Source organism: Actinomadura sp. 3N407 (assembly GCF_052245875.1).
Taxonomy (GTDB): domain Bacteria; phylum Actinomycetota; class Actinomycetes; order Streptosporangiales; family Streptosporangiaceae; genus Spirillospora.
On sequence record NZ_JBQQBP010000021.1, the window covers coordinates 51,691 to 68,441 of the forward strand.

Annotated in this window: 16 protein-coding genes; 8 read left to right on the forward strand and 8 right to left on the reverse strand. The window is 72.8% G+C overall.

From position 1 onward, the window contains the following. Positions 1-54: 54 nt before the first annotated feature. Positions 55-723 carry a TetR/AcrR family transcriptional regulator gene (locus ACTWPP_RS37440; protein WP_443109172.1) on the reverse strand — a complete coding sequence of 223 codons (669 nt, stop codon included), beginning with the start codon at positions 721-723 and terminating at the stop codon, positions 55-57. Continuing rightward, a complete protein-coding gene (locus ACTWPP_RS37445; RefSeq protein WP_443109173.1) occupies positions 720-1,943 on the reverse strand; it encodes an acyl-CoA dehydrogenase family protein in 1,224 nt (407 codons plus the stop codon). The genes ACTWPP_RS37440 and ACTWPP_RS37445 overlap by 4 nt, the downstream gene beginning before the upstream one ends. Before the next feature lie 46 nt (positions 1,944-1,989). Between ACTWPP_RS37445 and ACTWPP_RS37450 the strand changes: the two genes are divergently transcribed. Both ACTWPP_RS37450 and ACTWPP_RS37455 read left to right on the forward strand, forming a co-directional pair. Then, a complete protein-coding gene (locus ACTWPP_RS37450; RefSeq protein WP_443109174.1) occupies positions 1,990-2,748 on the forward strand; it encodes an SDR family oxidoreductase in 759 nt (252 codons plus the stop codon). A gap of 44 nt (positions 2,749-2,792) precedes the next feature. After that, on the forward strand, positions 2,793-3,749 hold the full coding sequence (locus ACTWPP_RS37455; protein WP_443109175.1) for a quinone oxidoreductase family protein: 957 nt from the start codon (positions 2,793-2,795) through the stop codon (positions 3,747-3,749). A gap of 12 nt (positions 3,750-3,761) precedes the next feature. Here ACTWPP_RS37455 and ACTWPP_RS37460 read toward each other — a convergent pair whose 3' ends face one another. Next, positions 3,762-4,436 (reverse strand): response regulator, encoded by a 675-nt coding sequence (locus tag ACTWPP_RS37460; RefSeq protein WP_443109176.1) that lies wholly within the window; start codon positions 4,434-4,436, stop codon positions 3,762-3,764. A 25-nt stretch (positions 4,437-4,461) separates the two neighbouring features. After that, positions 4,462-5,715 (reverse strand): ATP-binding protein, encoded by a 1,254-nt coding sequence (locus ACTWPP_RS37465; RefSeq protein ID WP_443109177.1) that lies wholly within the window; start codon positions 5,713-5,715, stop codon positions 4,462-4,464. Between the two features lie 202 nt (positions 5,716-5,917). On the opposite strand from ACTWPP_RS37465, the gene ACTWPP_RS37470 reads away from it, so the two are divergent. The 4 genes from ACTWPP_RS37470 (at position 5,918) to ACTWPP_RS37485 (ending at position 11,120) form a co-directional block, all read left to right on the forward strand. Continuing rightward, the gene (locus ACTWPP_RS37470; protein WP_443109178.1) at positions 5,918-6,547 is read left to right on the forward strand and encodes a class I SAM-dependent methyltransferase; all 630 of its coding nucleotides are present in this window, start codon (positions 5,918-5,920) and stop codon (positions 6,545-6,547) included. Between the two features lie 51 nt (positions 6,548-6,598). Next, on the forward strand, positions 6,599-8,059 hold the full coding sequence (locus ACTWPP_RS37475) for a sugar porter family MFS transporter (RefSeq protein ID WP_443109179.1): 1,461 nt from the start codon (positions 6,599-6,601) through the stop codon (positions 8,057-8,059). A gap of 289 nt (positions 8,060-8,348) precedes the next feature. Further along, complete coding sequence (thrS, locus tag ACTWPP_RS37480; protein ID WP_443109180.1) at positions 8,349-10,334, forward strand: threonine--tRNA ligase; 1,986 nt, start codon at positions 8,349-8,351, stop codon at positions 10,332-10,334. 186 nt (positions 10,335-10,520) lie between these two features. Further along, positions 10,521-11,120: a hypothetical protein gene (locus ACTWPP_RS37485; RefSeq protein WP_443109181.1), complete on the forward strand. Its 600-nt coding sequence runs from the start codon at positions 10,521-10,523 to the stop codon at positions 11,118-11,120. Between the two features lie 21 nt (positions 11,121-11,141). Here ACTWPP_RS37485 and ACTWPP_RS37490 read toward each other — a convergent pair whose 3' ends face one another. Continuing rightward, complete coding sequence (locus tag ACTWPP_RS37490) at positions 11,142-11,777, reverse strand: Asp23/Gls24 family envelope stress response protein (RefSeq protein ID WP_443109182.1); 636 nt, start codon at positions 11,775-11,777, stop codon at positions 11,142-11,144. Positions 11,778-11,942: 165 nt separating this feature from the next. Here ACTWPP_RS37490 and ACTWPP_RS37495 point away from each other — a divergent pair, with 165 nt between their 5' ends. Both ACTWPP_RS37495 and ACTWPP_RS37500 read left to right on the forward strand, forming a co-directional pair. Continuing rightward, positions 11,943-12,563: an HIT family protein gene (locus ACTWPP_RS37495; protein WP_443109183.1), complete on the forward strand. Its 621-nt coding sequence runs from the start codon at positions 11,943-11,945 to the stop codon at positions 12,561-12,563. After that, complete coding sequence (locus ACTWPP_RS37500; protein ID WP_443109184.1) at positions 12,560-12,961, forward strand: thiol-disulfide oxidoreductase DCC family protein; 402 nt, start codon at positions 12,560-12,562, stop codon at positions 12,959-12,961. The genes ACTWPP_RS37495 and ACTWPP_RS37500 overlap by 4 nt, the downstream gene beginning before the upstream one ends. A 43-nt stretch (positions 12,962-13,004) precedes the next feature. Here the strand turns inward: ACTWPP_RS37500 and ACTWPP_RS37505 are convergent, their stop codons facing one another. Genes ACTWPP_RS37505 through ACTWPP_RS37515 form a run of 3 tightly spaced genes read right to left on the reverse strand, consistent with a single transcriptional unit; the run spans position 13,005 to position 16,602 of the window. Beyond that, positions 13,005-13,931: a hypothetical protein gene (locus tag ACTWPP_RS37505; RefSeq protein WP_443109185.1), complete on the reverse strand. Its 927-nt coding sequence runs from the start codon at positions 13,929-13,931 to the stop codon at positions 13,005-13,007. Beyond that, the gene (locus ACTWPP_RS37510) at positions 13,928-14,383 is read right to left on the reverse strand and encodes a hypothetical protein (protein ID WP_443109186.1); all 456 of its coding nucleotides are present in this window, start codon (positions 14,381-14,383) and stop codon (positions 13,928-13,930) included. The genes ACTWPP_RS37505 and ACTWPP_RS37510 overlap by 4 nt, the downstream gene beginning before the upstream one ends. A 53-nt stretch (positions 14,384-14,436) precedes the next feature. After that, positions 14,437-16,602, reverse strand: coding sequence for an elongation factor G-like protein EF-G2 (locus ACTWPP_RS37515; RefSeq protein WP_443109187.1), 2,166 nt, complete (start codon positions 16,600-16,602; stop codon positions 14,437-14,439). Positions 16,603-16,751 lie beyond the last annotated feature (149 nt).

Genomic DNA, 16,751 nt, shown 5'->3' on the forward strand with positions numbered 1-16,751 from the left:
CCTTTCGCTTTCCCCGGCTTGCGCCTTCCCGTTCCGGAACTCCGCGGTCCCGCTCTAGTCGCGGGGGAGCCGCTCGCCCGTCCGCAGCCGGTCGAGGCCGAGCCAGATGAACTCCATGGCCATCTGCTCGGCGCGCTCGCGCGGCGTGTCGGGGTGCTCCAGCCACCACGACACCATCGACAGCATCGACCCGTACATGAGGGGGACGAGCAGCCGCGCGCGCCGCTCGTTCACCTCCAGCGCGGCCGGGGACAGCGCCGGGTCGGCGCGGCGGCGGTACAGAAGCAGGTCGGCGAACGCGCCCCCGAGGCGGTCGCGGAGCTCGCGCAGCTCCAGCCCGACGTCGTCGGGCTTGTCGAGATGCCGTATCACCAGCGCCCACGCGTCCGGCTCGGCGGTGGCGTAGTCGAACAGGACCCGGATCATGGCCCGGATGCCGTCCGCCGAGCCGTGCGCGGCGAGCACGGACGCGTTCAGCCGGGCGGTCAGCTCGGCGACGATCGTCTCGGTCACCTCCGCGAACAGCTCCTCCTTCGAGGTGAAGTGCTGGTACAGCAGCGCCTTGGACACCTGCGCCGCCGCGGCCACGTGCTCCATCTGGGTCAGGTGGTAGCCGCGGCGGCCGAACTCCTCCAGCGCCACCTGCAGCAGCTGCTCGCGCCGCCGGGCGTACGGCATCCGCCGCCGCACGCCCGGCGCCCGCGCCCCCGTGCCGTCGGTCATGCGGTGGTGTACTTGCCCAGCTCGGCGCGGGCGACGGAACGGACGTGGACCTCGTCCGGGCCGTCGGCGAGCCGCAGGGTGCGCAGGCCCGCCCACATGGCGGCGAGCGGGGTGTCGTCGCTGACGCCGGCGCCGCCGTGCATCTGGATCGCCTTGTCGACGACGTCCAGCGCGACCCGCGGCGCGATCACCTTGATCGAGGCGACCTCGGACCTGGCGGCCTGGACGCCGTGCTTGTCGATCAGCCAGGCGGTCTTGAGCGTGAGCAGCCGGGCCTGCTCGATCGCCATCCGCGACTCGGCGATCTGCTGGCGGACGACGCCCTGCCTGGCCAGCGGCCCGCCGAACGCCTCCCGGGACAGGGCGCGTTCGCACATCATCTCCAGCGCCCGCTCCGCCGCGCCGATCGCGCGCATGCAGTGGTGGATGCGGCCGGGGCCGAGGCGGGCCTGCGCGATGGCGAAGCCGCCGCCCTCCTCGCCGACGAGGTTCTCCACAGGAACGCGCACGTCGGTGAACGTGATCTCGCAGTGGCCGTGCTGGTCCTGGTAGCCGAACACGGGCAGCGGGCGGACGACCTCCACGCCGGGCGTGTCGAACGGCACCAGCACCATCGACTGCTGGCGGTACGGGTGGCCGTCCGGGTCGGTCTTGCCCATCAGGATCATGATCTTGCAGCGCGGGTCGGCGGTGCCGGTGATCCACCACTTGCGGCCGTTGATGACGTAGTGGTCGCCGTCGCGCTCGATGCGGGTGGAGATGTTGCGGGCGTCGGAGCTCGCCACGTCCGGCTCCGTCATGGCGAACGCGCTGCGGATCTCCCCGTTCAGCAGCGGGGTCAGCCACGCGTCCTTCTGCTCGGGCGTCCCGAACAGGTGCAGGACCTCCATGTTGCCGGTGTCGGGCGCCGCGCAGTTGGTGGCCTCGGGCGCGAGCGCGAGGGAGCGGCCCGTGATCTCGGCGAGGGAGGCGTAGTCGGTGACGGACAGGCCGTGTGCGGGGTCCTCGCTGTCGGGTAGGAAGAGGTTCCAGAGGCCGCGCTTGCGGGCCTCGGCCTTGAGGTCCTCCACGATCTGCGGGACGTGGTGCTCGCGGTCGGCCGCGCGCAGTTCCGCCCGCTGGGCCGCGTAGACCGGCTCCGCCGGGTAGACGTGGGAGTCCATGAATTCCTGGAGGCGGCCGAGGTACTCCTGGGCCCGCTCGCTCAAACCGAAGTCCATTCCGTTAGAGTAACTGACGAGTCAGTTACTTCGTGAGGGGAGTCCCATGCCAGCCTCGGACACGGCCTTCGACGGAACCGGCAAGGTCGCGCTGATCACGGGCGGATCCAACGGCATCGGGGCGGCGGTGGCGCGCCGGCTGGCCGGCGGCGGCGCCCGGGTCGTCCTCGCCGACGTCGACGTGGACGCCGGCACCGCGCTCGCGAAGGAGCTGGACGGCGCCTTCGTCCGCTGCGACGTGAGCGAGCCCGCCGACAGCGAGGCCGCCGTCGCGACCGCAGTGGACCGCTTCGGCGGCCTGGACGTCGCGTTCCTCAACGCAGGCGTCGCCGGTGGCGGCGGCATGGGCGACGACTTCGACCTCGCCGCGTACCGGCGGGCCATGGGCATCAACCTCGACGGCGTCGTGTTCGGCGTGCACGCCGCGCTGCCCGCGATCCGCGCCCGCGGCGGCGGCGACATCGTCGCCACCGCCAGCATGGCCGCGCTCACCGCCACGCCGTTCGACCCCGTCTACGGCGCCAACAAGGCGGCCGTGGTCGGTCTCGTCCGCGCCCTCGGCCCCACGTTCGCGGAGGAGGGCATCCGGGTGAACGCCCTGTGCCCCTCGTTCGCCGACACCGACATCCTCGCCCCGATGAAGGGCCACCTCCAGGACACCGGCTTCCCGATCCTGGAGGTGGACGACGTCGTCGAGGCGTTCATGCGCGTCCTCGGAGCCGGCGGCACCGGCGACGCCTGGTACGTGGTGCCGGGCCGCCCGTCCGAGCCGTTCAAGTTCCGCGGCGTCCCCGGCCCCCGCTGAGCGCCCGCCCGACTCACGAGACGCCGAGACACGACAGGAGAGACATGCGCGCGATCCAGATCACCGAGTTCGGCGGGCCCGAGGTGCTGAACGTCACCGAGCTGCCCGACCCGGAGGCCGGGCCGGGACACCTGCTCATCGACGTGTCGCGGGCCGGGATCAACTACGCCGACACGCACCAGGCAGAGAACAGCTACCTGTCGGAGTCCACGCTGCCGATGGTGCCGGGCGGCGAGGTCGTCGGGACCACCGCGGACGGCCGCCGCGTCGTCGCGCTCGTCGGCACCGGCGGCTACGCCGAAAGGGCCGCCGCGCCGGAGGCGCTCGCGTGGGACGTCCCGGACGACATCGACGACGTCACCGCCCTCGGCATGATCGTCCAGGGCGCGTCGGCGTGGCTGCTGCTGCGCCGCAGCGTCCATCTCGCGCCGGGCGAGTCCGTCGTCGTGCACGCCGCCGCCGGCGGTGTCGGGACCCTCGCCGTGCAGCTCGCCAAGGCGTGGGGCGCCGGACGGGTCATCGCCACCGCCTCGTCGCAGGACAAGCGCGACCTCGCCCTCGAACTCGGCGCCGACGTCGCCGTCGACGCCGGCGAGCCCGACCTCAAGGACGCGCTCATCGACGCCAACGGCGGCAGGCGCGTGGACACCGTCCTGGAGATGACGGGCGGGACGGTCACCGACCAGAGCCTGCGCGCCCTCGCCCCGTTCGGGCGCCTCGCCTTCTACGGCATGGCGTCGCGGAAGGAGCCCTCGCCCGTCCGTCCCGCCACGCTGATGGCGCACTCCACCACGATCGCGGGCATGTGGCTCGCGCACGTCTTCCAGCTTCCCGGCGACGTGATGGGCGCCGCCCTCGGCGAGCTGTTCGGCCTCGCCGCGGACGGGCGGCTCCGCGTGATCGGCGGCGGCGAGTACGGGCTCGCCGACGTCAGGCGGGCCCATGAGGACCTGCGGGCGCGCCGCACCACCGGCAAGCTCGTCCTCGACCCGTCGCGCTGAGCCGCGTCCCGATCAGCCGACGAGGCCGTTCTCGTAGGCGTAGACGACGGCCTGGGTGCGGTCGCGCAGCCCGAGCTTGGTCAGCACATGCCCGACATGCGTCTTGACCGTCTGCTCGGCCAGCACCAGCTCCGCGGCGATCTCGGCGTTGGACAGGCCCCGCGCGATCTGCCGCAGCACGTCCAGCTCGCGCGGGGTCAGGCCCGCGGTCGCCTTCGGGCTCGGCCGCTGGTGGCGGCGCCGGCGCGCGAAGTCGCCGATCAGCCGGCGGGTGATGGACGGGGCGAGCAGCGCGTCGCCGGCCGCCACCACCCGCACGCCGTTCACCAGGTCGGCCGCCGACGCGTCCTTCAGCAGGAACCCGCTGGCCCCCGCGCCGAGCGCCTCGTAGACGTACTCGTCCAGGTCGAACGTGGTGAGGACGAGCACCTTGGGGCGCGCCCCGGCGGGGTCGGCGTCCGGATCCGGGTCCCCGATCACCTCGGCGGTGGCGGCGAGACCGTCCATCTCCGGCATCCGGATGTCCATCACGATCACGTCCGGATCGAGCCGGCGGGCCATCTCCACCGCCTCACGGCCGTTGCCCGCCTGCCCGATCACCTCGATCCCGGGATCGGAGGACAGCAGCGCCGCGAGCCCGTCGCGGATCATGACCTGGTCGTCGGCGATGAGCACCCGAATCGTCACGAGCCAACCTTACGGGCATCGAAGATCAGTCCGGATCCCCGTAGGGCAACTCCGCGGCGACCGACCAGCCGGCGCCGTCCCGCGGACCCGCGGTCAGGCCGCCGCCGAGCATCGTCACCCGCTCGCGCATCCCGACGAGCCCGTGCCCGCCGCCGTGCGACTCCTCCGGCGTGCTGCGGGCGCCGTCGTCGGTGACCGACACCGCCAGCGACCCGGGGCCGTACCTGATCTCGATGTGGACCTGGGAGCCCGGCGCGTACCGCGACGCGTTGCTCAGCGACTCCTGGACGATCCGGTACGCCGACAGGTCGACGCCCGCGTCCAGCGGCCGCGGCATCCCGACGACGACGCTCGCGACCGACAGCCCGGAACGGCGGGCCGCGCCGACCAGGTCGTCCAGCCGGTCGAGACCGGGCTGGGGCGAGCGCTCGGCGTCGTCGTTCTCCGAGCGCAGCAGGCCGACGACCCGGCGCGTCTCGGTGAGCGCCTCGCGCGCCGCGTCCCGCACCACCCCGAACGTCTGCCGGGCCGCGTCCGGCAGGTCCGGGATCCGGTAGGGGGCGGCCTCCGCCTGCATCGCGATCACCGACATGTGGTGCGCCACCACGTCGTGCAGCTCGCGGGCGATGCGGGCGCGTTCCTCCAGCACCGCCTGCCGGGCGAGGTCCTGCCGGTGCTGCTCCTCGCGCCGGCGCAGCTCCTCCACGGCCGAGTGCCGCCCGCCGACCGCGTCGCCGAACGTCAGCGCGATCGCCGCGACCCCGGCCAGGATCATGCCGAACCAGCCGGGCATGCCGAGCACCACGGCGGGCGTCAGCACCGCCGCGATGGTGACCGCGCCGACGCCGAGGGTGGTCTGCCGGTCGGCGCCGACCCCGGTGAAGAACAGGATGACGATCAGCGCCAGGATCGCCGTGACCGGCCACGGCATGAAGCCGTCCCCGTGCCGGACGAAGACCGTCAGAAGCAGACCGGCCGCGGCGACCCGCCACGCGGCGAGGGGCCAGCGCGCCGCGAAGATGAGCGGCGTCGCCTGCAGCACCCCGAGCGGCCAGGCGAGCCCGGCGCGGACGTCGTACTGCACGATGGCGATCGCGATCGACCCGGCCGTGAAGCCGATCGTCATCGCGAGCATGACCGCCAGGATCGGCAGGCGCAGCGCCAACCGTCCGGGCAGCAGCGTGACGGCCGGGTCGTCCCCGCCCGGCATGAGCGCGGAGCGGACCCCGGCGAGCAGCCGGGGACGGCCCCCGGGCGCGAAGCGGTCGTGTTCGTTCATTTGACCGAAGCCTAAAACGCCGGGGGCCGGGAAGGCCTGATCCCGGCGGGGGAGATGTGAACCGGCCCCTTGGTATCAGGTCTGAGCAGCGCTTTCCGCGGCCCTCCGCGGCCCGGGGTCCCGGTCGCGGCGCGCCCGCGGGGCCGCGCTCCCGGCACCCGGCGATCTTGCGGTGATCGGCGGGGCGACGGAGGATGCGGGGATGACCGACCTGAGCCATCCGATCTTCGCCCGGCTCTATCCGCGGCTGGACGCCGCCTCCGCCAGGGCGGGCGGCGACGCGCACCGCGCCGAGCTGCTCGCCGGGACGTCCGGCCGCGTGCTGGAGGTGGGCGCCGGGCACGGGGCCAACTTCGCGCACTACCCGCCGGAGGTCACCGAGGTCGTCGCCGTCGAACCGGAGCCGCGGCTGCGCGCCGAGGCGGGCCGCGTCGCCGCCCGCGCGCCCGTCCCCGTCACGGTGCGGCCCGGCGTCGCCGAGGACCTCGACCTCGACGACGCCTCCTTCGACGTGGCGGTGGCGTCGCTCGTGCTGTGCTCGGTGCGCGACCCCGTCCGTGCGCTGGCCGAGGTGAGGCGGGTCCTCAGGCCCGGCGGCGAGTTCCGCTACTACGAGCACGTCCGGGGGCGCACCCCGGGGAAGGTGCGGTTCCAGCGCTGCGCCGACGTGGTGTGGCCGTTCCTCGCCGCCGGATGCCACGTGTCCCGCCCGACCGACGAGTGGATCCCCGGCTCCGGGTTCACCGTGCGGGACGAGCGGCGCTTCGAGTTCCCGGCGTCCGGAGCCAACCCGGCCTCGCCGCACATCATCGGAGTCGCGATACGCGACTGACCGACGGCGGAGGCCCGCATAGGGTCTTCCCTCTCGGGAAGATCGTGCTTCATGACGACATCCGGCGGCGGTGCGCCACCCCCAGGCAGCCGGCGGGACGGGCCCGCCAACCCGGCGGTCATCGCCCTGTTCCTCGCGACCGCCGCCGCCGTCGGCGGATTCCTGTTCGGCTTCGACTCCTCGGTGATCAACGGGGCGGTCGACGCGATCGAGGCGGATTTCGGCCTCAGCTCCTTCGTCGTCGGCTTCGTCGTCTCGTCGGCGCTGCTCGGCTGCGCCGCCGGGGCCTGGTTCGCGGGCCCCCTCGGCGACAGGATCGGCCGGGTGCGGGTGATGCTGGTCGTGTCGGCGCTGTTCGTGACCAGCGCGATCGGCTCGGCACTGGCCTTCGGCGCGGTCGATCTGATCGTCTGGCGGCTGGTCGGCGGCCTGGCCATCGGCGCCGCGTCGGTGATCGCGCCCGCCTACATCGCCGAGATCGCGCCCGCCCGGCTGCGCGGCCGGCTCGGCTCGCTCCAGCAGATGGCGATCGTCCTCGGCATCTTCACGGCCCTCGTCGTCGACTACGTCATCGCCCGCGTGTCCGAGGGCGGGGCGTCCGGGACGTTCCCCCTGGGCGGGACCGCCTGGCGGTGGATGTTCGCCAGCGAGCTCCTGCCCGCCGTGCTGTACGGGGTGATCGCCCTGATCATCCCCGAGTCGCCCCGCTACCTGGTGAAGAGGCACCGGACGGACGAAGCCCGGGACGTGCTCAAGCGGCTCATGGCCCCCGCCGAGGTGGACGCCAAGATCGACGACATCTCCCGCTCGCTCGCCGAGGACCGGCCGGTCCGCCTGCGCGACCTGCGCGGCCCCCGGCTCGGCCTGCTGCCGATCGTGTGGGTCGGCATCCTGCTGTCGGTGTTCCAGCAGTTCGTCGGCATCAACGTGATCTTCTACTACTCGACCTCGCTCTGGCAGGCGGTCGGGTTCTCCGAGAGCGACGCGATGTTCACCTCGGTGATCAACTCGCTCGTCAACGTCGTGTTCACGCTGGTCGCCATCGCCCTCATCGACCGGATCGGGCGGCGCCGGCTGCTGTTCGGCGGCGCGGCGGGCATGGCGGTCTCCCTCGCGACCCTCACCGTCTGCTTCACCTCCGCCCCCGTGGTGAACGGCGAGCCGGACCTCGGCGCCGTCACCGGCTCGATCGCGCTCGTGGCCGCCAACACGTTCGTCGCCTCGTTCGCCGCCACATGGGGCCCGGTGGTGTGGGTGATGCTCGGCGAGATGTTCAACAACTTCATCCGGGCCTCCGCCCTCGCCGTCGCCGCCGCCGCGCAGTGGCTCGCCAACTGGGTCATCACCACGACGTTCCCCACGATCTCCGGTGTCTCCCTCGGCCTGGCCTACAGCCTGTACACGCTGTTCGCCGTCCTGGCGTTCGTGTTCGTGTACCGCGCCGTCCCCGAGACCAAGGGACGCGAACTGGAGGACATGGACGAGCTCGCCTCCCCCAGAGCCCGCGCATAACCCCCTGCGGGGCCCGGATCCGTCGGATACAGTGGGACCATGCCGCAGGTATTCGAGACGACGACGCCGGGTCACTCCCGGCGAGACTGCGGCATGTCCTGACATTGCACGCGGCAGGGCCCCGGGAGCGATCCCGGGGCCCTGCCGCTTTTTCGGGGCGGCCCTCCGGGACCTCCCGGGCCCTCCACCACGAGAGGAGCGGCCGATGGAGCCGGATGCGTCCGGGCGGCACCCCGAGTCGATAGCATCAGAACCCGCTGACCCCGACCCACCATCGCGAGGAGTACCCGTGTCCACCGTGTCTGAGCTGCGCATCACCCTCGACGGGAGCGAGCGGGCGGTGCCGGCGGGCACCACCGCGGGCCAGGCACTGGACGCCGACGGCCGCACCGTGATCGCCGCCCGGGTGAACGGCGAGCTGCGCGACCTCGCCGGCGGGCTGCGCGACGGGGACGCGGTCGAGCCGGTCGAGATCGGCTCCGCCGACGGCCGGGCGATCATGCGGCATTCCGCCGCGCACGTGATGGCGCAGGCCGTGCAGGAGCTGTTCCCCGAGGCGAAGCTGGGCATCGGCCCACCGGTGGAGAACGGCTTCTACTACGACTTCGACGTCGCCGAGCCGTTCACCCCCGACGACCTGAAGCGCATCGAGAAGCGGATGCGCGAGATCGTCAAGCAGGGGCAGCGGTTCTCCCGCCGTCCCGTCTCCGACGAGGACGCGCGCGCCGAGCTCGCCGCCGAGCCGTACAAGCTGGAGCTGATCGGCCTCAAGGGCTCCGGCCCCGTCGAGGACGCCGCCGACGGCGCGGACGTCGAGGTCGGCGGCGGCGAGCTGACCATCTACGACAACCTCGACGCCAAGTCCGGAGAGCTGCGCTGGAAGGACCTGTGCCGCGGCCCGCACCTGCCGTCCACCCGCGTCATCCCCGCGTTCAAGCTGATGCGCTCCGGCGGCGCGTACTGGCGCGGCAGCGAGAGGAACCCGCAGCTCCAGCGGATCTACGGCACCGCCTGGGAGTCCAGGGACAAGCAGGACGAGTACCTGAGGTTCCTCGAGGAGGCCGAGAAGCGCGACCACCGCAGGCTCGGCGCCGAACTCGACCTGTTCTCGTTCCCGAGCGAGATCGGCAGCGGCCTCGCCGTCTTCCACCCGAAGGGCGGCGTCGTCCGCAAGGTGATGGAGGACTACTCGCGCCGCCGGCACGAGGAGGAGGGGTACGAGTTCGTCAACACCCCCCACATCACCAAGGGCCACCTGTTCGACACCTCCGGGCACCTCGGCTGGTACAGGGACGACATGTTCCCGCCCATGGAGGTCGACGGGGGCGACTACTACCTCAAGCCGATGAACTGCCCGATGCACAACCTGATCTTCCGGGCGCGCGGGCGGTCCTACCGGGAGCTGCCGCTGCGGCTGTTCGAGTTCGGGTCGGTGTACCGGTTCGAGAAGTCGGGGGTGGTGCACGGCCTCACCCGCGTCCGCGGCATGACCCAGGACGACGCGCACATCTACTGCACCGAGGAGCAGATGGGCGAGGAGATCAAGCGGCTCCTCGACTTCGTCCTCGGCCTGCTGCGCGACTACGGGCTGAACGAGTTCTACCTGGAGCTGTCCACCCGCGACGACTCCGACAAGTTCATCGGCCCGAACGACATGTGGGAGAAGGCCACCGCGGCCCTGCGCGGGGCGGCGGAGTCCACCGGGCTCGACCTCGTCCCCGATCCGGGCGGCGCCGCCTTCTACGGCCCCAAGATCTCCGTGCAGGCCAAGGACGCGATCGGCCGCACCTGGCAGCTGTCCACCATCCAGGTCGACCCGAACCAGCCCGAGCGGTTCGGCCTGGAGTACCAGGCGGCGGACGGCACCCGGCAGCGGCCCATGATGCTGCACCGGGCGCTGTTCGGGTCGATCGAGCGGTTCTTCGGCGTGCTGCTGGAGCACTACGCGGGCGCGATGCCGCCGTGGCTGGCGCCGGTGCAGGCCGTCGGCATCCCGATCGGCGACGCCCACGTCCCGCACCTGGACAAGGTCGCGGCGCGGCTGCGCGAGCGCGGCGTCCGCGTCGAGGTCGACACCTCCTCCGACCGCATGCAGAAGAAGATCCGCAACGCGCAGAAGCAGAAGATCCCGTACATGCTGCTCGCGGGCGACGACGACGTCGCCAAGGACGCGGTGTCGTTCCGGTACCGCAACGGCGAGCAGAGGAACGGGGTCCCGATCACCGAGGCGGTCGACGAGATCGTCAAGGCCGTCGAGGCCCGCGTCCAGATCTGAGCAGGCGGCCGGCCGCCCCCGGCCTCGCTCTCCGTCCCGGCCGCTCGCCGGTCCGGTGGGCGCCCGCGGGCTCGGCGCCGCCCGGCCGCCGGGCTCGGCCGCCGGGCTCGGGCGCCGGGACGGGGAGTGGGCGCCGCCCGGAGTTGGTAGCCTCATCGCGCACGTGCGACCGGGGAGATGGCGGAGATGAAGTCCAGGAGGCCGTCGCGGCGGACCCGGTCGACCTTGGCCCGGGCCGCCGGCTACGCCGGCACCACGCTGCTGGTGGCGGCCGCCATCGTGGTGCTGCTCGTGCCGCTGCTGGACGACGGGACGAGCGGCGGCACCGCGGGCGCCCAGGGTTCGGCGAGCCCGTCGCCCACGTCGCCCGGCGGGCAGGCCGGCGTCCCGGGAGGTCCCGGCCTCCCCTCGGCCCCCACCGGCCCCGCGCCGCAGCAGACCGGGAGCGGCCGGCCGGACCCCGCCGGCGGCGGGGCCGGCGGGCCGCAGATCCCCCGCCAGGGCGGCGACGGCGGTCTCACGTGGTGCCCGGAGGGCACGGCGTACTACCGCGCCACGCGCACCGGCGTGGACGTCGTGATCACCGTGGCCTCCAGCGGGGCGATCCGGGCGGAGCTGTCCCTGCGCGGGCGGTCACCGGAGTCGCAGCAGACCACCGTCACGGGCGGCAGGCCGCACACGTTCCGCTTCAAGGGCGTCTCACCGCAGCTCGTCGAGCGCGTCAAGGTCACCACGGTCTCCGTCGGGGTGTCCATGCAGACGTGCTACGCCCGCGCCGCGGCGTGACGAGGACCGCCCGGCGAGCGGTCACCGGTGCGACCCGGCGGGCATGCGGACGTCTCCGACGGACACGTTGACCGCCGCGACCCGCGCCCCGAGCATCACGCCCGCCACCCGCGCCACGTTGTTCTTCACGACCTTGGCCACGTCCTTGACCACGCTGCCGTACTCGACCGCGATGACGAGGTCGAGCGTCACCTCGTCTTCGTCCAGGACGACGCGCACGCCCGTCCCGGCCCGTCCGGCGGCCGGTCCCGGGGCCTGTCCGGGGACCGCCGGATCGGGTCGCGCGACGAGGGCGGCGACCCCGGTCACCTCGAGCGCGGCCAGCGCGGCGATCTTCTCGATGACCTCGTCCTCGATCGTGATGCGCCCCTCCACAGCCGTGGTGACGTCGGACGCCGAGCCCTGCAGCGTCATCGGCAGCGCGTTCGCCTGCACCGCCGTGGCGGCACCCGGCGGCGGCCCGGCGCCCGGCCGCTTCGCCGGAGCGGACGGTCCCGCGGGGGCGGCGGGCGGCGCCGGAAGCGGCGTTCCCGGCGGTGGCACCGTGCCCTGGTGGCCGGCCGGACCGGGGAAGAACGGCATGGACCCGGAGTCCGCGCCACCCGCCCCGGGTCCCGGCTCGCCGTTCCCGGTACGGCCCTTGTCGAGCCCGGTCATGATCGCTCCCCACGGTTCGGTTGGACGACCATGGTGTCGGAGCCACCCGCGAGACGTCACGGAAGGGGTGTTCGCGGGCGCGTCCCGGTGGCATCCCGGCTACAGCCCCGCAGGCGTCTCTCTCTATGCTGCTGGTCAGGCCGTGAACAAAAGGAGACCGCCGCCTTGAGCGCAGAGCCGGAGGAGTCCGTGGTGCAGCAGGGGCGCGAGGGCGCGTCCGGGGCAGGGAAGGAGCGCAGGCCCCGCTTCGAGGAGGAGAGGGGCGGCGCGGGCACGCCCGACAACTTCCAGCGGCTGTGGACCCCGCACCGGATGGCCTACATCAAGGGCGAGGGCCGGCCGACGGGGGCGGACTCCGGCGAAGGCTGCCCTTTCTGCGAGATCCCGGACATGTCCGACGAGGACGGCCTCGTCGTGTCCCGCGGCGAGTCGGTGTTCACGGTGCTGAACCTCTACCCCTACAACTCCGGGCACCTGATGGTCGTCCCGTACCGGCACGTCGCCGACTACGCCGACCTGGACCGGCCGGAGTACCTGGAGCTGGCCACGTTCACCCAGCGGTCCCTCACGGCGCTGCGCAAGTGCAGCGGCGCACAGGGCTTCAACGTCGGCATGAACCTCGGCCTCGTCGCCGGCGCCGGGATCGCGGCGCACCTGCACCAGCACGTCGTCCCGCGCTGGGGCGGCGACACCAACTTCATGCCGGTCGTCGGGCACACCAAGGTGCTGCCGCAGCTGCTGCGCGACACCCGGCAGATGCTCGCCGACGCCTGGCCCGCCACATGAGCCGGCGGGAACGGCCGGTGCTGGTCTACGACGGCGACTGCGGTTTCTGCACGTCCTCGGTGCGGTTCCTCGAACGGCGCATCCCCGTCCGGGCCACGGTCGTCGCCTTCCAGTTCGCCGACCTCGACGAGCTGGGCACCACCGCCGGGCGGGCGGAGTACGAGGTGCTGTGGATCGACCGGGCCGGGCGCGTCAGCGGCGGCGCGGAGGCCGTCGGGCGGCTGCTCACCGAGGCCGGCGGTCCCTGGCGCGCGCTCGGGGTGATCATGCGGGTGGCGCCGGTGAGCTGGGCCGCGCACGCCGCCTACCGGCTCATCGCGAACAACCGGCACCGGATGCCGGGCGGGACGGCGGCGTGCATGCTCCCCGCCGCCGAGCGTCCCGGCGCCCGCCGCTGAGCCACTGGCGCCCGCGGCCGTGCCAACGGCGCCGGCGGCCGAGTCACCTCGGGTCCGCGGCGGGTTCCTCCCGCGCCGGCCGGCCGGGCAGCAGCCCGGTGAGCCGCTCCAGCGGCAGGAAGGCCGCCAGCCAGATCGCGTGCGGCAGGAAGTGGATCGTCATCAGCGCGTAGGTGACGGCGTGGAAGACCGCGAAGAACAGCACCAGCAGGTACAGCGGCCGCCCGCGCAGGAACAGCATCACGGGCGAGAGCGCCTCGGCGGAGAACATGATCCACTGGCTGGCCTTCAGCAGCAGCGGGAACCCGATGAGCTCGCGACCGAGCCCGGTCCCGCGCCGGCTCAGCGCCCACTGCACGGTCGAGCCGTTCGGCCACGCCGGGAACCCGCCGATGCGCACCTTCGCCCACGCGGACAGGAAGTAGGCCGCCACCACCCCGATCTGGACGCAGCGCACCGACCACGCCGACGCCTCGCAGCCCCGGGTGTCGCCGATCCGCGCGCGTCCCACGCTCGGCAGGACGAACAGGGCCACGACGAGCGCCAGATGATCGTGGTCGACCTTGCCGTAGGACATGCTGATGGTGACCCACCACAGGTACCCGCAGGCGGCGATGTAGCCGCTCGCCCTCGGCAGCGCCCGGCCGGTCGCCGCGACGAGCCCGGCGGCGACGGTCACGACCAGCAGCGTGTACATGGACCACGGCGTGGGCGCCGGCAGATGCAGCAGCCGGCCGAGCAGGACCGGCTGGTACAGGTCGGCGGGCAGCCGCGCGTGCGCCATCGAGCTGCCGGTCAGCAGCAGCATGTCGAACGGGAGGAACACGTAGCCGATGATCCGCAGCCAGGCGATCCGGGCGCGGGGCACCGGCCCGAACCACCAGCGGCCCCACACGGTCCGGGCCGGACCGGGCGCGTCCGCCGCCGCCTGGACGGGACGCGGCGCCTCCGGTGTCGCCGCCGCGGTCACCGCACGTCCCAGACGACGCGGTTCTGTCTCATTGTCGACACGACCTTGCCCTGCCTCAGCGTCTTGATCTCCTGCACGACGTAGATTCTGGCCAGCCTCGGCCCGCCCGGATGCAATCTGTGCTGCCCCTCGGCGATTCCCTGCAACAGGGACGGATCGCGGACGATCCGGCTCATCTGGCCTTCGATCTCGGCACGCTTCATGCCCGTCCCGACCGCGGACCGCGACAGCTCGATGTGCCTGCCGTCCACGGTGTCGGCCTCCAGCCAGAACGAGCTGATCGTGCCGCCGTCGTCCTGCACCGAAAAGGCGAACTGCGTCATCGGCCCCAGCGGGAAATGGTCGTTGCTCCCGTACGCGCTGGTGTAGAACAGCGCGCCGACGACGGCGGCGCCGGAGAGGGAGCGCCAGAGCCGCGCGCGGGGCCCCAGCCGGAGGGGAGGAAGATCCACAGCGCAAGCCTAGGGTCCCGCCCGGCGGGATCGGGCGGGACCCTGGGAACGCCCTACGACTCCTTGGACTCGGCGGCGACCTTGTCGGCCAGGTGCGACGGGAGCGGCTCGTAGCGCAGGAACGCGCGGCTGAAGGTGCCGGTGCCCTGCGACATCGACCGCAGGTCGATCGCGTAGCGGATGATCTCCAGCTGCGGCACCTCCGCCTTGATCATCGTGCGGCCGCCGGGCACCGCCTGGGAGCCCTGTACCCGGCCGCGCCGGGAGGTCAGATCGGACATGATCGGGCCCACGTACTCGTCGGCGATCAGGACGTCCACCTCGTCGACCGGCTCCAGCAGCAGGATCGGCACCTGGCCCGCCGCGTCCTTGAGCGCCAGCGCCCCGGCGGCCTGGAACGCCATGTCGGACGAGTCGACCGAGTGGGCCTTGCCGTCGTGCAGGGTGACCTTGATGTCGACCAGCGGGTACCCGGCGGACACGCCGCGCTCCATCTGCTGCCGGACGCCCTTCTCGACCGACGGGATGAACTGCCGCGGCACCACCCCGCCGACGATCTTGTCGACGAACTCGAAGCCCTCACCGGACGGCAGCGGCTCCACGTCGATGTGGCAGATGCCGTACTGGCCGTGACCGCCGCTCTGCTTGACGTGCCGGCCGAGGCCCTTGGCCGTCCCGCCGAACGTCTCCCGCAGCGGCACCCGCAGCTCGATCCGCTCCACCTCGACGCCGTACCGGGTCTTGAGCCGATCGATCAGCACGTCGGCGTGGGCCTCGCCCATGCACCACAGCACCAGCTGCCGCGTCTCGGAGTTGTTCTCCAGCCGCAGCGTGGGGTCCTCGGCGACGAGGCGGCCGAGCGCCTGGCTGAGTTTGTCCTCGTCGGCCTTGGACTTGGCGCGGATCGCCACCGGCAGCAGCGGGTCGGGCATCGACCAGGGGGCCATCACCACCGGCGAGCCGGGATCGGACAGGGTGTCGCCGCTCTCGGCGCGGGTGAGCTTCGCCACCGCGCAGATGTCGCCCGCGATGCAGGACGACGCGCTGCGCTGCGTCTTGCCCAGCGGCGAGGTGAGCGCGCCGACCCGCTCGTCGACGTCGTGGTCCTCGTGCCCGCGGTCCTCCATGCCGTGCCCGGAGACGTGCACCGTCGTGTCCGGGCGCAGCGTCCCGGAGAACATCCGGACCAGGGAGATCCGCCCGACGTACGGGTCGGACGTCGTCTTGATCACCTCGGCGACCAGCGGCCCCTCGGGGTCGCAGGTCAGCTCCCTCGGCGGCCCGCCCCGCACCGGGGTCACGGGGGGAATGCCGTGTTCGAGGGGAGAGGGGAACGCCTGGGTGACGACCTCCAGCAGCTCCAGCATGCCGATGACCGGGCCGGGATGGTCGCCGTGCGGGACCGACGTCGCCAGGACGGGGTAGAAGCTGCCGCGCGCGACCGCGGTCTCCAGGTCTTCGATGAGCGCCTTGACGTCGAGGTCCTCACCGGACAGGTACCTGTCCATGAGGGTCTCGTCCTCGCTCTCCTGGATGATGCCCTCGATCAGCGACGCGCGCTGCTCGGCGATCTGGTCCAGGTACTCCGGATCGGGGTCGCACTCGGTCCGCCGCCCGGTGGAGTAGTCGAGGCAGCGCTGGCTCAGCAGCCCGATCAGGCCCTTCAGGCCGTCCCCGCCGCCCGCCGGGAAGTACAGCGGCGCGACGCCCTCACCGAAGACGTCCTGGCAGGTCATGACCACGTCGTCGAAGTCGCCGCGCTGCTGGTCGATCTTGGTGATGACGACCGCGCGCGGCATCTGCACCGCCGCGCACTCCTCCCAGAGCATCCGGGTGAGGCCGTCGATGCCGTCCACCGCCGAGATCACGAACAGTGCCGCGTCTGCGGCGCGCAGCCCGGCCCGCAGGTCGCCCACGAAGTCGGCGTACCCCGGTGTGTCGATGAGATTGACCTTGATGTCGCCGTAGGCGAGCGGGGCGAGGGAGAGGTTGACCGAGCGCTGCTGGCGTACCTCCACCTCGTCGAAGTCGCTGACCGTGGTGCCGTCCTCGACCCGTCCCGCCCGCTGCAGCGTGCCCGTGGCGGCGAGAAGCCCCTCCACGAGCGTCGTCTTCCCGGCCCCGGAATGGCCGACCAGCGCGACATTGCGCACCTTGTCACACCCGCCGGCCTCCGGTGCCCTGCCGGGGGCACCCGGGTGGCCTCCCTTGTCCGCCATTGACTACCTCCTCGGACGGGTCTCCGCGCGGAGGCCCGCGTGCGGTTGGGGCCCGGCCCAGGCGAGGGGCCGGCCCTGACGTCCGAGTGCGGCGTCCGACCTCGTCCAACGTGCGTGACCGACGTCACACCCGTACCACCACCTTTTCC